Below are 14,310 nucleotides of genomic sequence, written 5' to 3'. Positions count from 1 at the left end.
TGCGGGTCGATCTGCCTTATTTTGCCGGGTTTTGCGGGGGAGCGGGCGAACGGTCCGGTCTCGACGTCCGAGGCGGCTCACCCCTCCGACGCACATCCGAACGCGCGACGGAGGGGAACCTCCGCCGGCTCCAGAATCCCACCTGCGCCCACGGAGGCACGCGTCCCATCAACGGACTCAAGGGGGAACCTTTGCATGCGCCGCATCACCGCGCTCGCCGCCGCACTCGCGCTCGCCGCTTCCCTAACCGGTCTGGCCCCGGCGCTCGCGGGCACCGCCATCACGGTGCCGATGGGTACGAAGGTCCTGCTCAAGTTCACCACGCCGGTGGACTCGTCCACGATCACGGAAGGGGCCGCAGTGAAGTTCGAGGTCGCGTCGGACGTGCTGGTGGACCGGTACGTGATTTTCCGCCTGGGAGCGCCCGCGCAGGGTGTCGTGACCGATGTCTCCAAACCCGGCATCTTCGGCAAGAACGCCCGCGTCCACATCTCCTATATCCAGGCAACCGCGGTGGACGGCCGCCCCGTGCGACTCTCTCCGTTGGACGTCACCCCGGAGACCGTGCGTCAGGTCCAGGACGTCGGCGGCGCGGCCGGGTCCAGCCTCGCGGGTGCGATCCTGCTTGGACCGATCGGATTGGCGGCAGGCGTGTTGATACACGGTGGCGACGTGAAGGTGCCGGCCGGCGCGGTCGGCACGACAGAGGTCCCGGAGACGCTCCGGATTCAGGTCCCGTAGGCGCGTCAGAAGGCGCGGGCGCGACGCCCGGGAGCGCGACGCGCCCGCGGGCTGCCGCCGGAACCTTGAAGGAGCGGCCCGGCGCTCTCCCGAACCCTTGGCCCGACCGGACGCCGCGCCGGGGACAGAAGGGGGCGATCGGTATGCACCGACTCGTTGGGTTCGCCGCGGTAGCGCTCGCCGCTTCGCTGGCCGTGCTACCCGCCGCCCTAGGAAGCACGCCGGTTGAAGCGCCGGCCGGCACGGAGGTACTGCTCAAGTTTGACACCCCGGTAGACTCTTCGACGACGAAGCAGGGCGCGATTGTGAAGTTCGAGGTGGCGTCCGACGTGCTGGTGGACCGATCCGTCATCCTCCGCGCCGGCGCCGCGGCCCAGGGGATCGCCACGGAGGTCGCGCAGCCTGGCCTGTTCGGCAAGGGCGCCCGCGTGCGCATCGACAGCATTCAAGTCACCGCAGTCGACGGCCGGCCGGTTCAGCTCGCATCCGTGGATGTCACGCCCGACACCGTCCCGCGGATCCAAGGCGCCAGCCGGGCCGCTGGATCCGGCTTCGCAGGGATCGTCCTGTTGTGGCCGATTGGGTTCCTCGGCGGGGCGCTGGCGCACGGCGGCCAGGTCGAAGCCCCGGCCGGCGCGGTCGCCACGACGACGATCCCGCAGGCGGTGCAGATCGACGTGCCCTAGGCCCGACGGCGAGCGGCCCGCGCCCTCCCCAATGCTGCACCGCACCGTTCGCGAGTCCTAATAGAGCCGTTCCCGGTCGAACACGTTCAGCAGGGGCTCGCGCTGCACGTACCGCCTGAGGTTCTCGCAAAAGAGATCGGTCAACTTCGCATTCTCGCTGTCCGCGGTGCTCGCCGAATGGGGGCTCACGATCACGTTGGGCATGTCCCACAGCGGGCTCGTCGCCGGCAGCGGCTCCTGGGCGAAGACGTCGAGCGCCGCGCCCACAAGGTGCCCGTCGCGCAGCGCCGCGATCAGGGCCGGTTCGTCGACCACCACGCCCCGACCGATGTTGATGAACAATGCCCCCGGTTTCATGCTCCGGAGCTCACGCTCGCCGAGCAGCCCCTCGGTTTCGGGAGTCTGCGGGGTGCACACCACCACCGTGTCAGACACCCTCAGCAGCCTCGTCAGTTCGGAGGCCGGCACCCACTCGTCGGCGTCCGCGTCGCGGCCGGACGGAGCCGTCCTCCTCGTCGCGATCACGCGCATCCCAACGGCACGGCTCAGCCGCGCGACCTCCCGCCCGACTTGACCGAGCCCGATGATCCCCACGGTCGTGCCGCGCAACTCCCGGCCACAGTACCGCTCCCAATGGTGCGCGGCCTGCTCGCGGGCCAATCGGGGGGCGTCTTTCGCAAACCCCAGCATCGCCCACAGGCAGAACTCGGCGAGCGGCGTCGCGTGGATGCCGCTCGCGGTTGTGAACACCACCGAACTGCGCACGAACCCGGTTCGCACCATGAGCTGCCCGATGCCCGCGCTCGTAGCCTGGACCCACCGCACGTTCGGCGCAAGTTCGAGCAACGACTCGAGGTTCGTGAAGTCGAAGTCGAAGAGCACCTCGGCCTGCGCGAGGTACCCGCGCCACCGCCGCTCGTCCTCGGGCGTCCGGCGGAGCGGAGCACCATGATGGTCGGCCTGATAGCGGGGTTTCGGCAGCAACGCCGGCTCGTAGATTACCTCGATCCCGGGCGTCGCCGCGATGCGGTCGACGTGCTCGGGCTCTAGGTAGGATGCGATCAGCACGCACACCTTGTCCATCGATCACCTCACCCAAGGGTATCGGTCGGAGGCGCGCGTCACCACGCCACCGCGCCGAGCCGCACCAACGCCTCGACCACCTCGGTCAGCGGCAGCCCCACCACGTTGGTGTACGACCCGTCAATCTGCTCCACCATGTACGCCGCGCCTTCCTGCACCCCGTAGGCGCCAGCCTTGTCCAGCGGTTCGCCGGTGGCCACGTACGCCTCGATCTCTTCGTCGCTGAGCGCCTTAAACCGGACGCGCGTGGAGACGGCGCCACCGACCGCGCGGTCTTCGGTCCGGTCGTAGACTTCGTACCCCGTGAGCACGTCGTGGACCTGTCCGGAGAGCCGGCGCAGCATCCGCGCCGCCTCCTCCACGTCCGCCGGCTTCTCGAGCACCGCCCCGCCGGCGAGGACGATCGTGTCGGCGCCGATGAAGAACCGGGCGTGCGCCTTCGACGCGGCGTCGCGCGCCTTGGCCCCGGCCAGCCGTCTGACGTATCGTTCGGGGGGCTCTCCCGGCCGGCGCGACTCGCCGATCCCGCTGGGCAGGACCGTCACGCGCACGCCGGCGGACGCCAGGAGCGCCGCGCGGCGCGGAGACGCCGACGCGAGCACGATGGTGTCGATGATGCGCATCTCACCCGCCGCGCCTGGACACCGCCCAGCTCGCGATCTCGCCGACCGTAGCGAACCAGACACCGGGCCGCGTCCGCATGTGATGGATGAGCTGCTCCAAGCCCAGCAATCGCCCCGCCCGTCCCGATGTCCACGGGTGCATCGTCAGCACAAAACAGCCGTTCTCGTGGTACATCCCGTCGAACTCCTGGGCCCACATGCGGATCACCCGGTCCGGGTCCGCGATGCCGTTGCTCGTACGCGGCGCGTAGCGGTAGAGCGGCGCATCGTCGAGCAGCCATTGCACCGGCACCTCCACGAGCGGTCCGTCCGGGGTCTCCAGGTCGTACGGGATATCATCGCCCATCAGCGAGCTGTCGTAGACAAACCCGTAGCGCTTGAGGAGCGCCGGCGTTCCGACGTTCAGCTCCCACGCCGGCGCCCGGTACCCGGTCGGACGCACGCCCAAGCATGATTGCCAGATCGCAAGCTGCGCCTCGAGGACCTCGCGCTCTCGATCCGGCGACAGCGTGTCGAGTCGCTCGTGCACGTTCCCGTGGGCCCCCATCTCGTGCCCGGCGTCACGGATCGTGCGGATGGCGGCGGTGTGGTGCTCGATCGTCCACCCCGGCACGTAGAACGTGCCCCGCAGTCCGTAACGGTCGAGCAACCGGAGAATCCTCGGCACGCCCGTCCGGACACCGAACCGGCGCTCCTCCATGTCCGCGAGTTGGCGTGCGGCTCGCTGGGGGTCCTGGAACACGTGCCCGGCCTCCGCGTCGGTGTCGAACGTCAGGGCCACCGCGCACCGACGCCCGCCGGGCCACTCGTAGCGCACCGTGGGTTCCACCGCACCATCCCTTCATCGTCTCATCATCGGCGTGCCGCGTTCCGGCATGCCAGTCCGCCAACGTCTCATGGCTTCGGCGGCATGGCGGCCCACTCCCCCGCGCATCGGCGCGTTCGCGACGATCGGCACGAACACCCTCGCCGGCATCACGTGGGACAGCGACGCGCCGATGACGTGATCCGCCAGCGCCGCCGCAGCCCGCGTGATGGCGTGCGCGATGGTTGGCGGGGCGCTACCGGCCGAACCGCCGCTGACGCTGCTGGTAGCTGCGGAGCGCCCGCAGGAAGTCGACGCGCCGGAACGCTGGCCAATACACGTCGCAGAAGTAGTACTCGCTGTACACGCTTTGCCAGAGGAGGAACCCGCTCAGCCGGATCTCGCCGCTCGTCCGGATGATCAGATCGGGATCTTCGTCGCCGCCCGCGTACACGTGCCTGCCGATCTCCTCGGGGGTGACGCACGCCGCGAGTTCGTCCGCCGTCATCCCGGGACGGAACCGCGCGCGCACCAGCGCGGCAACGGCGTCGGCAATCTCCTGACGCCCGCTGTACCCGACCGCGATGTTCAAGAGACAGCCGTCGTACGCGGCCGTTTCGCGCTCCGCGTCGGCGACCGCCTCCCGGAGCGGACGCGGCAGCGCGTCGAGCCGGCCGACGGCCCGGATGCGCCGCCGGGTGCGCGCCGTCGCCGGATGACGGGCAAGATCGCGGATCTTCCGCACCAGAACGTCCAGCAACGAGCCGAGCTCTTCCGGCGACCGATCGAGGTTCTCCATGGACAAGACCCAGATCGTGACCTGGGGGATCCTGAGCGCCTCGCACCACTCAAGGATCTCGTCGACCTTACCGGCGCCACGGAGGTAGCCGTCTCGGGCGGTCAAACCCGTGTGCTGAGCGTAGCGTCGGTTTCCGTCAAGGATCAACCCGAGGTGCCTGGGCAGCGGACCGCCCAGCAGCGTCCGCAGGAGTCGCGTCTCGTAGATCCGGTAGAGCACACCGGTCAGCACGACGGGTCGCAGTCCCTCGGACACGCCGCGCTCACCCGGCGGCGAGTTGGCGGCGCACCACCTCGACCAGATGGTCGGACAGTCGCTCAAGCACGGTGATCCCGATCTCCGGCGCGGCCAGCGTCGCGTCGCCGAAGATGCCGTTCGGCGTCATCGCCCGCAGCCCTCGCCGAAATACTTCATCGGGATTGATGCGGCCGAGGAGGCCCCGCTCGAGCCGATCGGCGGCCACCAGGTCCGGGTGCCGCACCATCATCACCGACGTCTCGGTCGCGTCGGCGTGGATCGCGTCGACGTCCTGCGCGGCGCCGTGGGCAGCCGCGGCCGCGACCATCACGCGCGACATTTCCAACAACGCTTCGCGTCCGAACGCACCGACGATCCGCACGCCGCCCGACGCGTACTCGTCACGCAATCGCCGCGCCGCGGTCTCCAGGACGTCGAAGTTCCCTCCGTGGGACGACAGCAGCACAAAGGTATCGAATCCGTGGGGCGCGAGGGACCGGACGTACGCCGTGACCGTCGCGATCATGACCTCGTGAGGGATCGAGATGCTTCCGGGAAACGCAAGGTGGTGGTCGGAGCACCCCGGCCGGATCACCGGGGCCAGCAGGGCCTTGCCGAGCTTCCGCGCCACCAATTCGCCGACCGCGCGCCCGATCGCGGTGTCGGTCATGGTGGGTAGGTGCGGACCGTGCTGCTCGATCGACGCGGCCACGATCACAATCGTCCGCACGCCGCGCTCGAGCGCCGCCTGCACCTCGGGCCACGACATCTCCTCCAGCAATACCGTGTCTTTCACGCGACGCCTCCTCCCGTCCCTGGGTGCGGTCCTTCGGACGCTGCCCGCCTCATGCTGTTCGGCGTGGGACCGTGAGAGCTCCTCGTCCCGGTGCCGATAGATGGCACGAGTGGACTAAGCCGTGCGTCACACGGTCGATGCGTTCCGCGCACACGCGCCCTGTCCCAAGCCGAACCCGCCCGGTCGCGTTGAGCGCATGATGCACCGCGAGGATGTGAGGACGCGCCGGGAGAAGGTTTCCGGGAAGCCGCGTCTAACGTCGAGGGGGGCTGGTGGCGCTAGAGGATCGCGCTCCCCGAGTTCGTGATCGGGATAGGGAGGTAAGCCGGCGAGATACCGCGCGATCCTCCGCACGTGTAGGATGGTGAAAGGCGCCAATGCGATGAGCTGGCAGCGGGTAGTTGCGGTGGTCGGCGGCGCCGCCGTGCTCTCGGCGTTGGTCACCGGGATGGTGCTGTCGGCGCCGGCGGCGGGGGGCGTGATCACGGTCCCCGCCGGGCTGGCGACCTCGAACCCCAGGCTCGTCCCTCGTGCGGAGGTGGAACTGTTCGGGCTCCTGAACCGCGCGCGTGCGCGCGTTCACGAAAGCCCCTTGGCCATGGACCCGCATCTCCGATCGACGGCCAGAGCGCTCTCGCAGGACATGGCCCTTCATGGCTTCCTGGGGCACGTCTCCTCATCGGGAGCAACCCTGCTCCAGCGGCTGTCCGCGGAGATGCGGCCTGGCACGATGGTCGGGGAGAACGTGGGATTGGTACCCACCGTCGAAGAGGCGAACCGGGCGTTCCTCGCGAGTCCCGTGCATCGCACCGTGATGCTGTATCCCGCGTTCCGATACGTGGGGATCGGGATCACGACCGCCGGGAACGAAGAGCTCGTGATCACGGAAGACTTCGCGCAGTAGCCATCGCCTCAACGCGCGGCCGTCCGGCGCCTCGCCTCGAGCGTGCTCGTGCATCGGGCTCCTCCACCCTGTCTGCAGTCGCGGCGGTACCCCTCGGCCGACTTGAGACGCGCCGCGACGCGGGCACACCGACGGCACCTGCTTCGACGGCTCCGGATCCTCGGCCCCCGATGCGAGCGCCCCGGGGTGGTCTAAGCGGCACGCGGGATGGGCACCTCTCAAGGGAACGACTTTCGCTTCGCGGAGCACCGGAAATGCATCGGCAGTCCCAGCGTGGCCACGATCGTAGGCGGACCGTGCCGCTCCCGAGCACGCAGATGGTTCGGTGGTTTCTCTACGTGTCGATCCCGAGCGTCGCGCTCGGCATCCTTGCGCAGCATCCGGCCTTGGACGTCCAATGGGAGCTCTCCTGGGCGCACCTGGTTCTCGTGAGCGCGGCCGGGGTCGTCGGGATCGTCCTCGCGACGCTCCTCGCCCGCGTCGCCGCCAAAACGGAGAACGCCCGAATCATCATCCTCGCCCTTGCGTTCCACGCGATGGGCGTCTTCCTCGTGGTGCACGCGCTGCTGACCCCAGAGACCCTGCTCCCGATCGCCACGACCGGGACGGAATGGACCCTGATCCTCGGCTTTCTGCTGTGCAGCGTGTTGCTGGCGGCCAGCAGCTATCGGTACTCCCCTCCCACGCAGCAGACCATCACCCGCGTCGGACCGTACCTGTTCCTCGTGGTGATGGCGGTCGCGCTCCTAGCCGCGCTAGCGGCCGTCCGCTATCCTGCGTTTCTCGCGCTCGGCGGTGCCCCGTCGTCCGAGGAAGGATATGAGAGCGTCAACATGCTCATCGTCGCGGGCGGAAGCCTGCTGGCGTTCGCTGCACTGGCCGCCGCAACCGTCCCGTACTACCGCGACTTCCGGCTGACGGGGCTCCCGTTTCCTCATGCCATGGTCACGGGCTTGCTCATCCTGCAGGTGTCGGCCGTCGCGTTCGCCACATCCGCGACGTGGCACGTACGCTGGTGGGAATATCATGTGCTCCTCCTTGCGGGGCTCGGCGTGATCCTCCTCGCCGTGCTGCGGGAGGCGGCGCGACGCAACAGCGTCTCGGAAGTGTTCGCCACCCTGCTCGTCGGGGACACCGTCGGCAAGCTCGAACACAGTTACGCGGAGGTGTTACAGGCCTTCGTGGACATCGTCGAGGCGCGGCACGCGGACACGCACGGGCACTCTGCCCGCGTGGCCCGGCTCTCGACGCGCATCGGTGAGGAACTGGGGTTGTCCCCCGAGCGGCTGCGCGCGCTCCATCAAACGGCGCTCCTGCACGACGTGGGCAAGATCGTCGTGCCCGACGTCATCCTCAACAAACCCGGGAAGCTGACGCCGGGCGAGTTCGCGCTCGTCGCGTCCCACACCACCGTTGGGGACGACTTGATCCGCCGCATTCCGCCGCTCGCCTTCGCGCGTCCCGGCATCCGTTGGCACCACGAACGGCTCGACGGCTCGGGGTATCCTGACGGCTTGAAGGGCGAGGCGATCCCCCTGGAAGCCCGCATTGTTGCGGTGGCGGACACGTACGACGCGATGACGTCGGCGAGGCCGTACCGCAGCGCGTCGTCGACAGCCACCGCGGTGGCCGAGCTGCAGGAGCGCGCGGGAAGCGAATATGACGGGTCGACCGTGACCGCACTCGCGAACCATCTGCGGCACGCCGCGGACCCGGGCACGGCGGCGGCTCCGGCGCGCCTCGCGTCGCCTTCGCCGTCCCCGTTCGGGCGGTCCGCGCTGGCAATTATCCGCGACTGAACCACCGAAGACGTCAACCCGCGCGTTGGATGCCCTGTCGCTCCGGGAAGGACGCGCGCAGGGTGCTGCAACTACGACGACTGAATCAGCCCGAGGACGTTACCGTCTGCGTCCGTGGCAGACCCGATCAGCGTCCCCCGACCGACATCGTTGACCTCTTGATGCGCTGCTGCATCCGCGGTCAGAAGCGACTGCGGAGTCTTCTTGACGGATGGACATTGCAGGGCTCGAACCGACCGGGAAGGATTTACGCACGCCCCTGTTCTAATCCCCCGCGTGTCTTTCCCCCGCGTGAGGTGGACGGCAACAACGCGACGGGCACTTGCACGGCTCGGGCTTGACAAGCCCGGGTCGACGCGATTCCCCAAGCCCTTTCCGCCCATGCTGGCCGAAGCTGGGAAGGCAGCGTTCGACAGCCCCGAATGGACCTACGAACCGAAATGGGACGGCATCCGGATTCTCGCGCACGTCCAACAAGATCGGGTTCGTCTGTGGTCTCGGAACCTCGAGAACTACACAGGCCTGTTCGCCCCGGTCGCTGATTCGCTGAAATCGATCACCGTTCCGGTCGTACTGGACGGAGAGGTCGTGGCGGTAGGCGCGGACGGGCTCCCTGACTTTGGCGCGCTGCAACAATGGCTGCGCCCAGGAAGCCGGCCGCGCACCGGCCACGTATCCTATGTTGTGTTCGACTGCCTCTACGTGGACGGACACACACTTCGCGACCGTCCCCTGAAAGAACGGCAAGATGTCTTGGCCGCGTTGAAGCCCGTGCTCACTAGCGACTTCGTGCGCGTGACCGACCCGTTTCCGGGTGCACTGGGCACCTTCGTCTATGAGGAGTGCCAGCGGCAAGGGCTGGAAGGCGTCGTGGCCAAGCGGCTCGCGAGCACGTATCGCCCCGGCAAGCGGTCGAAGGATTGGCGCAAGATGGCGTTCCACCGACGGGAAGAGTTTGTCGTCGGCGGGTATCTGTCATCGGCGCCGAACCGTCTCAGCGCACTGATTCTCGGACAGTATGACCGCAAGGAGAAGCTCGCCTACGCGGGCCTCGTCGGCGGCGGGCTCTCGGTCGGGGCGCGCAAGGCGATCCTCGAACAACTGAAGACGATGGTCACCGCAGTCTCGCCATTTCGCTCGGTTCCCACGCTGAGGGATCATTGGGGCGAGATGCGCACCGACTTACGGCCACAGTGGGTGAAGCCCACGCTCGTCGTCGAAGTCGAATACCGAGAGCGGTTGGAGGACGGGCTCCGCCACGCCGCGCTGAAGGCGCTGCGTCCGGACAAAACCCCTCGTGCCGTGCGCCGAGCCTAACGGCGGGCTTCCCGGGGCACCCTCGAGTTAGCGTGGCACCGCCGGAAGCCCGCCTCAGTGCGCGTCATCCACCCCGGTCCCCGTCCCCACCGCGACTCGGCTATGGGTTCGGCTGGGCGGTGTACCCGTTTTGCGATCCTCCGCCCGGACCGCTGTACACTGCCCACGCCTGCGCGGGGGAGTATCCTGCGGCCTGCCAGGACATGCCATTGACCTGCCCCGGAGGATACGCGCCCTCATTCCAGGACCCCCCGCCGTTCCACTGGTTGCCGTTCTGATTCCCGTTCCAGCCGCACGATTGGTCCTGCGGGCGTCCCTGGCGACGGAAGTTGCCGTTGCAGCTATTCTGGGCCTGATCGCGATTGCCCCACCCCTGATGATTTCCGTTGCTCCACGCCGGCGCCGCATACGCGGGAAGCCCGCTCAGTGCGACAAACGTTGTGCCCAGCACCACCAGTCGTGCGATCCGTCCCTTGAAAGGTAGCATCCTCTTCACCTCCGGCATTTTTCTGGCTCACGGGCTCGACCGTTGAGATTCCAGTCTCGCTCGATGCCGTCACCCTGACGATACCTCGACCCGTTGAAGAACTCTTCGAAGATCGATGAAGAACTTGTGAATCTTGCAAGAGTCCTGGAGGCGCCGGGGGATCGGCGGGGCCCGCGCACGGGTCGCACTTTCCTCGTGCAGGGTCTTGCCCCGCTGCACGAGAAGTATGGGCGCCACGCGAACGGCACTGCGGCCGACGCGTGCGACGGCGCGCCGATGGGGGCGACGTCTCCGCCCCGAGTGCCTCGGAGGAGTCATCGCCCGATCGCGTGTTCACGCTCGGAGACCATCTGGCACACTGGGGGGCGAGTGGCGACGTCAGCGAGAACCGGCCACGTCGTCTGTCTCACGTTCGATTTCGACGCGATCTCGACGTGGATCTCGCGCGGCATGGTCACTCCTACGCCGATCTCGCGCGGGGAGTTCGGTGTTGTCGGCGCTCAGCGGATCCTTCAGTTGTTGAAGCGGTACGAAATCGCAAGCACGTGGTTCATCCCGGGGCACACGCTGGACACGTATCCCGAGATGTGTGCGCGAGTTCACGCGGAAGGCCACGAGATTGCGAATCACGGATATCTGCACGAGCGGCCGACGGCGGTGTCGGCGGAGCAAGAAGAGGCCGCGCTCGTCAAGGGCAGCGACGCGATCCGCCGCGTCACAGGAGCCAGCCCTTCGGGATACCGATCGCCCGGGTGGGATCTGAGCCCGCACACGATCGATCTCTTGATCCGACATGGCTTCCTCTATGACAGCAGCATGATGGCCCACGATCACCAGCCCTACCGCGCGCGCCGTGGCGACACGGTCGCCGTGGACGCCCTGCTTGAGTTCGGTGAAACGACCGATCTGATCGAGATGCCGGTCAGTTGGTCGTTGTCGGACTACCAGCACTTTGAGTTCGTCAACGGCCCCCCGTTTGTGACGCCCGGGCTCCGCCGGTCTTCTGACGTGTTGGACAACTGGGTCGACGACGTTCGCTACCTAATCCAGACGACAGCGTGCGGGGTGCTGACGTACACGTTCCATCCGCAGGCAATCGGCCGCGGGCATCGTATGCTCTTTCTCGATCGTCTCGTGCAGGCGCTCTCCGCACTGGGCGCCCGGTTCGCCCGCCTCGACGCCGTGGCACGGAAAGTTGCCTCGACGACCGACTGATCGTCGCGGTCGGCGGCCATGTGCGGACGCCTCTTCGATGCGCGGCGGCAGCAGGTCGCCCGCGTCGTGCACCGCAAGGGTGATGAGGATGGGCGCGCCCGCCATACACGCCCCCTCCTCACGGGACGACCGCACGACCGTGCGGGTGCTGCGGGCCAACCGAAGGGCATGCCGGCCGACGCATTCGCCTCCACCTATCGACCCCGCAAGCGACGGCGCCTAAGGGCGACCGCGTGAACGCTTGCGATCACGGGGACAGCAATCGTCCCTCGACGAGGTGCGCCATGCTCGACATTGCGACAGACACGGTCGGCCCGGCCATTGGCGTGACGCAGGGCAGGCCGGCATTTCTGGCCACGAAGCACGTGGTCAGTTCGAGCCACTATCTCGCCACCATGGCCGGCCTGCGCATGTTCGCGTTGGGCGGAAATGCCGCGGACGCGGGTGTGGCCGCCGGCATTGCGCTCAACGTCCTCGAGCGCCACCTGACCGATTTTGGCGGCGTCGCGCCAGTCATGTTCTTTCGGCCGGGGATGACGCGGCCCGAGACCTTGGCGGGCGTCGGGTGCTGGCCGCGACGGCTCACCCTTCGGCGGTATCTCGAGCGCTACGAAACGGACATGCCGATTGGCGCGCCGCGCTACGTCACGCCGGCGGCGCCGGATGCGTGGCTGACCGCGCTGGCGCGATACGGGCGCCTGACGCTGGGCGAGGTGCTGCGACCGGCGTGTGAACTGTGCGAAGGATTTCCGGTGTTCGACCGCCTCGCGCGTACGATCGCGAGCTTGGCCCCGCGATTGCGCGAGTGGCCCGCGAGCGCGCGGGTGTTCCTGCCCAACGGCCGGCCGCCGCAAACCGGCGACGTCTTGGTGCAGCGAGACCTGGGGGCCCTGTTCGCCCGACTCATCGAGATCGAACACGGTGCCAAACCGAGCGGGCGTGAGGCGGCCATCATGGCGGCCCGGGACGACGTCTACCGCGGCGCGATTGCCCGCGCGATCGTCGCTCACGCCGAGCGCACGGGAAGCGAGTTGGACGCGGAAGACTTGGCCGCCTACCACGTCGCCGTGGAGCCATCAGTCTCGTCGACGTACCGCGACGTGGAGGTACACGCCTGCGGTCCCTGGTCGCAAGGCCCGCTCCTGCCAATGGTCTTGAACTTGCTGCAAGGCGCAAACATGCGCGAGCTCGGTCGCGGAAGCGGTCCCTACCTGCACTACGTCATCGAGTCGATCAAGATCGCCTGCGCCGACCGCGAGGGCTTCTTCGGGGATCCCAACCACGTCGATGTGCCGATCGCGGGGCTGCTCAATCCGGAGTACGCGGACGAGCGGCGACGCCTCATCGATTCGACGTCCGCGTGTCCGCGGCTTCCGCTGCCCGGAGATCCGTGGCGGTACGAAGGCCGCTCGGGCCCCGCAGGGTACGTTCCGGCGCCGGTCGCCGGGTCGCCGCAACCCGACACGTCCTTCGTGTGCGCGATGGACGCGGAAGGCCATGCCTTCTGCGCGACCCCGTCCGACCCCGGCTTGAGCGCTCCGCTCGTTGACGATCTGGGCATGATCATCTCGACGCGCGGGGCGCAGCTGTGGGCAACGCCGGGGCACCCCTCCGCGATCGCGCCCGGCAAGCGCCCGCGGCTGACGCCCAATCCCGCCATGCTCATGCGGTCGGGGCGGGCGGTCATGCCCGTCGGCTGTCCCGGCGGTGATGCGCAGGTCCAGGCGATGGTCCAAGTGATCTCAAACGTCCTGGACTTTGAGATGAACGCGCAGGCCGCCATCGAGGCGCCTCGCGTCATTTCGGCGAGTTTCCCTTCGTCCTTTCATCCCCATGGGTACGAGCCGGGCGTGGTGCGCGTCGAGGGCCGAATTCCGCCGAGCGTACGAGAACACCTCGCCGTGCGCGGTCATACCGTTCACGTGCTGCCCGACTTCACGCCGGTGGCAGCCGCAGTCTGCGCGATTCGACGCCGCGACGGCGGTGTGCTTGAAGGTGGGGCCGATCCCCGCCGCGAGAGTTACGCCGCCGGCTGGTGAGTCGGGAATCCGGGACGGCCCGGGCGCGGGACCGCCATGGCGCCCCACCGCGACCCATCAACGAACCGCACCGTCGGGTCAGAGGCGATCCCCGTCGCCGCCCGGCGTCACCGCCGATCCGGCCGGCGGTTGTACGCCGAGCAAGTGGCGGACGAAATAGTCCGATCAGCGAGGAGCACCTTGCCGATCGGTGCCGCCCGGCTCCGCGGAAAGCTGCTGTTCGTGCACGCCGTCTCCGTCAGGGGACGTGCGCCGTGCCGACGGCCGGTCATCGGCATGAAGACACGCCCCTCCGGCTGGGTGCTCGGCGCCGACTTCGGAGCGACGCGGCCCGCACCGCGCGGTTTCACGGCCTGTCCTGCACCGCTAAAGCACCCAGGATACGGGTAGTTGCAAATCTGGCGCCTGAGTTCGTTGACAAGGGCGCCAGCCAATCGTTAGAATCGCCGCGTACGGCATCGGGGGGCGGGGTCTCGGCCTGGAGGTGGCACGCTTCTCCGCGCAGTAGTATGCGCTGTTGGAGCGGGGCCGTTCGTCCCAAGACCGGACCCGATTGACGCACCGTTCGGGCGCGCAACGCGCCCGGGCGCGAACCGCGGACGCGCATGCTGTTCCGTGTCGGCCCGACGCCGGCGCGCTCCGAGCGAAGCAGAACCGTTGCTGACGATATCCTCAGGGGTTGCGGAGACACACGTCCCGCTACGGGGGCATCGGTGAGTGACGTAATGCGCGGGCATGCGCTCCGGCTGTCCCGGCCCCCCGAACGGGCGAGTGGGTCC

At 68.3% G+C, this 14,310-nt stretch carries 13 protein-coding genes; 7 read left to right on the top strand and 6 right to left on the bottom strand.

Going from position 1 to position 14,310, the window contains the following annotated elements; translation table 11 throughout:
• The first annotated feature begins 195 nt into the window (after positions 1–195).
• Together VKZ50_05410 and VKZ50_05405 are read left to right on the top strand one after the other, a co-directional pair.
• On the top strand, positions 196–741 hold the full coding sequence (locus VKZ50_05410; GenBank protein HLJ59151.1) for a hypothetical protein: 546 nt from the start codon (positions 196–198) through the stop codon (positions 739–741).
• Between the two features lie 143 nt (positions 742–884).
• On the top strand, positions 885–1,427 hold the full coding sequence (locus VKZ50_05405; protein HLJ59150.1) for a hypothetical protein: 543 nt from the start codon (positions 885–887) through the stop codon (positions 1,425–1,427).
• 57 nt (positions 1,428–1,484) lie between these two features.
• Here the strand turns inward: VKZ50_05405 and VKZ50_05400 are convergent, their stop codons facing one another.
• The 5 genes from VKZ50_05400 to VKZ50_05380 all read right to left on the bottom strand — a co-directional run bounded on the left by VKZ50_05400 (position 1,485) and on the right by VKZ50_05380 (position 5,770).
• Positions 1,485–2,510: a D-2-hydroxyacid dehydrogenase gene (locus tag VKZ50_05400; protein ID HLJ59149.1), complete on the bottom strand. Its 1,026-nt coding sequence runs from the start codon at positions 2,508–2,510 to the stop codon at positions 1,485–1,487.
• A 38-nt stretch (positions 2,511–2,548) separates the two neighbouring features.
• Complete coding sequence (locus VKZ50_05395) at positions 2,549–3,133, bottom strand: Maf family nucleotide pyrophosphatase (GenBank protein HLJ59148.1); 585 nt, start codon at positions 3,131–3,133, stop codon at positions 2,549–2,551.
• Between the two features lies 1 nt (position 3,134).
• Positions 3,135–3,962 (bottom strand): polysaccharide deacetylase, encoded by an 828-nt coding sequence (locus tag VKZ50_05390; protein HLJ59147.1) that lies wholly within the window; start codon positions 3,960–3,962, stop codon positions 3,135–3,137.
• 232 nt (positions 3,963–4,194) lie between these two features.
• Entirely contained in the window at positions 4,195–4,992 is a 798-nt protein-coding gene (uppS, locus tag VKZ50_05385; protein ID HLJ59146.1) for a polyprenyl diphosphate synthase, read from the bottom strand.
• Between the two features lie 7 nt (positions 4,993–4,999).
• Complete coding sequence (locus VKZ50_05380; protein HLJ59145.1) at positions 5,000–5,770, bottom strand: creatininase family protein; 771 nt, start codon at positions 5,768–5,770, stop codon at positions 5,000–5,002.
• A gap of 382 nt (positions 5,771–6,152) precedes the next feature.
• Between VKZ50_05380 and VKZ50_05375 the strand changes: the two genes are divergently transcribed.
• The 3 genes from VKZ50_05375 (at position 6,153) to ligD (ending at position 9,790) form a co-directional block, all read left to right on the top strand.
• On the top strand, positions 6,153–6,674 hold the full coding sequence (locus VKZ50_05375; GenBank protein HLJ59144.1) for a CAP domain-containing protein: 522 nt from the start codon (positions 6,153–6,155) through the stop codon (positions 6,672–6,674).
• Positions 6,675–6,991: 317 nt separating this feature from the next.
• The gene (locus VKZ50_05370) at positions 6,992–8,473 is read left to right on the top strand and encodes an HD-GYP domain-containing protein (protein ID HLJ59143.1); all 1,482 of its coding nucleotides are present in this window, start codon (positions 6,992–6,994) and stop codon (positions 8,471–8,473) included.
• Between the two features lie 381 nt (positions 8,474–8,854).
• Positions 8,855–9,790: a non-homologous end-joining DNA ligase gene (gene ligD, locus VKZ50_05365; protein HLJ59142.1), complete on the top strand. Its 936-nt coding sequence runs from the start codon at positions 8,855–8,857 to the stop codon at positions 9,788–9,790.
• A gap of 100 nt (positions 9,791–9,890) precedes the next feature.
• On the opposite strand, the gene VKZ50_05360 is transcribed toward ligD, so the two are convergent.
• On the bottom strand, positions 9,891–10,277 hold the full coding sequence (locus VKZ50_05360; GenBank protein HLJ59141.1) for a hypothetical protein: 387 nt from the start codon (positions 10,275–10,277) through the stop codon (positions 9,891–9,893).
• Between the two features lie 369 nt (positions 10,278–10,646).
• Between VKZ50_05360 and VKZ50_05355 the strand changes: the two genes are divergently transcribed.
• Together VKZ50_05355 and VKZ50_05350 are read left to right on the top strand one after the other, a co-directional pair.
• Complete coding sequence (locus VKZ50_05355; GenBank protein ID HLJ59140.1) at positions 10,647–11,492, top strand: polysaccharide deacetylase; 846 nt, start codon at positions 10,647–10,649, stop codon at positions 11,490–11,492.
• A 284-nt stretch (positions 11,493–11,776) separates the two neighbouring features.
• Entirely contained in the window at positions 11,777–13,531 is a 1,755-nt protein-coding gene (locus VKZ50_05350) for a gamma-glutamyltransferase (GenBank protein HLJ59139.1), read from the top strand.
• The last annotated feature ends 779 nt before the right edge of the window (positions 13,532–14,310 follow it).

The organism is bacterium (genome assembly GCA_035295165.1).
Taxonomy (GTDB): Bacteria; Sysuimicrobiota; Sysuimicrobiia; order Sysuimicrobiales; family Segetimicrobiaceae; genus JAJPIA01.
The sequence above is the reverse complement of the archived record's forward strand: the minus strand, read 5'-3'. Positions and strand labels throughout refer to the sequence as shown.

Excerpts from the sequence above, each read along its gene's own strand:
- VKZ50_05410 (HLJ59151.1), top strand. The coding sequence starts at position 196 with ATGCGCCGCATCACCGCGCTCGCCGCCGCACTCGCGCTCGCCGCTTCC.
- VKZ50_05405 (HLJ59150.1), top strand. The coding sequence starts at position 885 with ATGCACCGACTCGTTGGGTTCGCCGCGGTAGCGCTCGCCGCTTCGCTG.
- VKZ50_05400 (HLJ59149.1), bottom strand. The coding sequence starts at position 2,510 with ATGGACAAGGTGTGCGTGCTGATCGCATCCTACCTAGAGCCCGAGCAC.
- VKZ50_05395 (HLJ59148.1), bottom strand. The coding sequence starts at position 3,133 with ATGCGCATCATCGACACCATCGTGCTCGCGTCGGCGTCTCCGCGCCGC.
- VKZ50_05375 (HLJ59144.1), top strand. The coding sequence starts at position 6,153 with ATGAGCTGGCAGCGGGTAGTTGCGGTGGTCGGCGGCGCCGCCGTGCTC.
- VKZ50_05370 (HLJ59143.1), top strand. The coding sequence starts at position 6,992 with ATGGTTCGGTGGTTTCTCTACGTGTCGATCCCGAGCGTCGCGCTCGGC.
- ligD (HLJ59142.1), top strand. The coding sequence starts at position 8,855 with ATGCTGGCCGAAGCTGGGAAGGCAGCGTTCGACAGCCCCGAATGGACC.
- VKZ50_05360 (HLJ59141.1), bottom strand. The coding sequence starts at position 10,277 with ATGCTACCTTTCAAGGGACGGATCGCACGACTGGTGGTGCTGGGCACA.
- VKZ50_05350 (HLJ59139.1), top strand. The coding sequence starts at position 11,777 with ATGCTCGACATTGCGACAGACACGGTCGGCCCGGCCATTGGCGTGACG.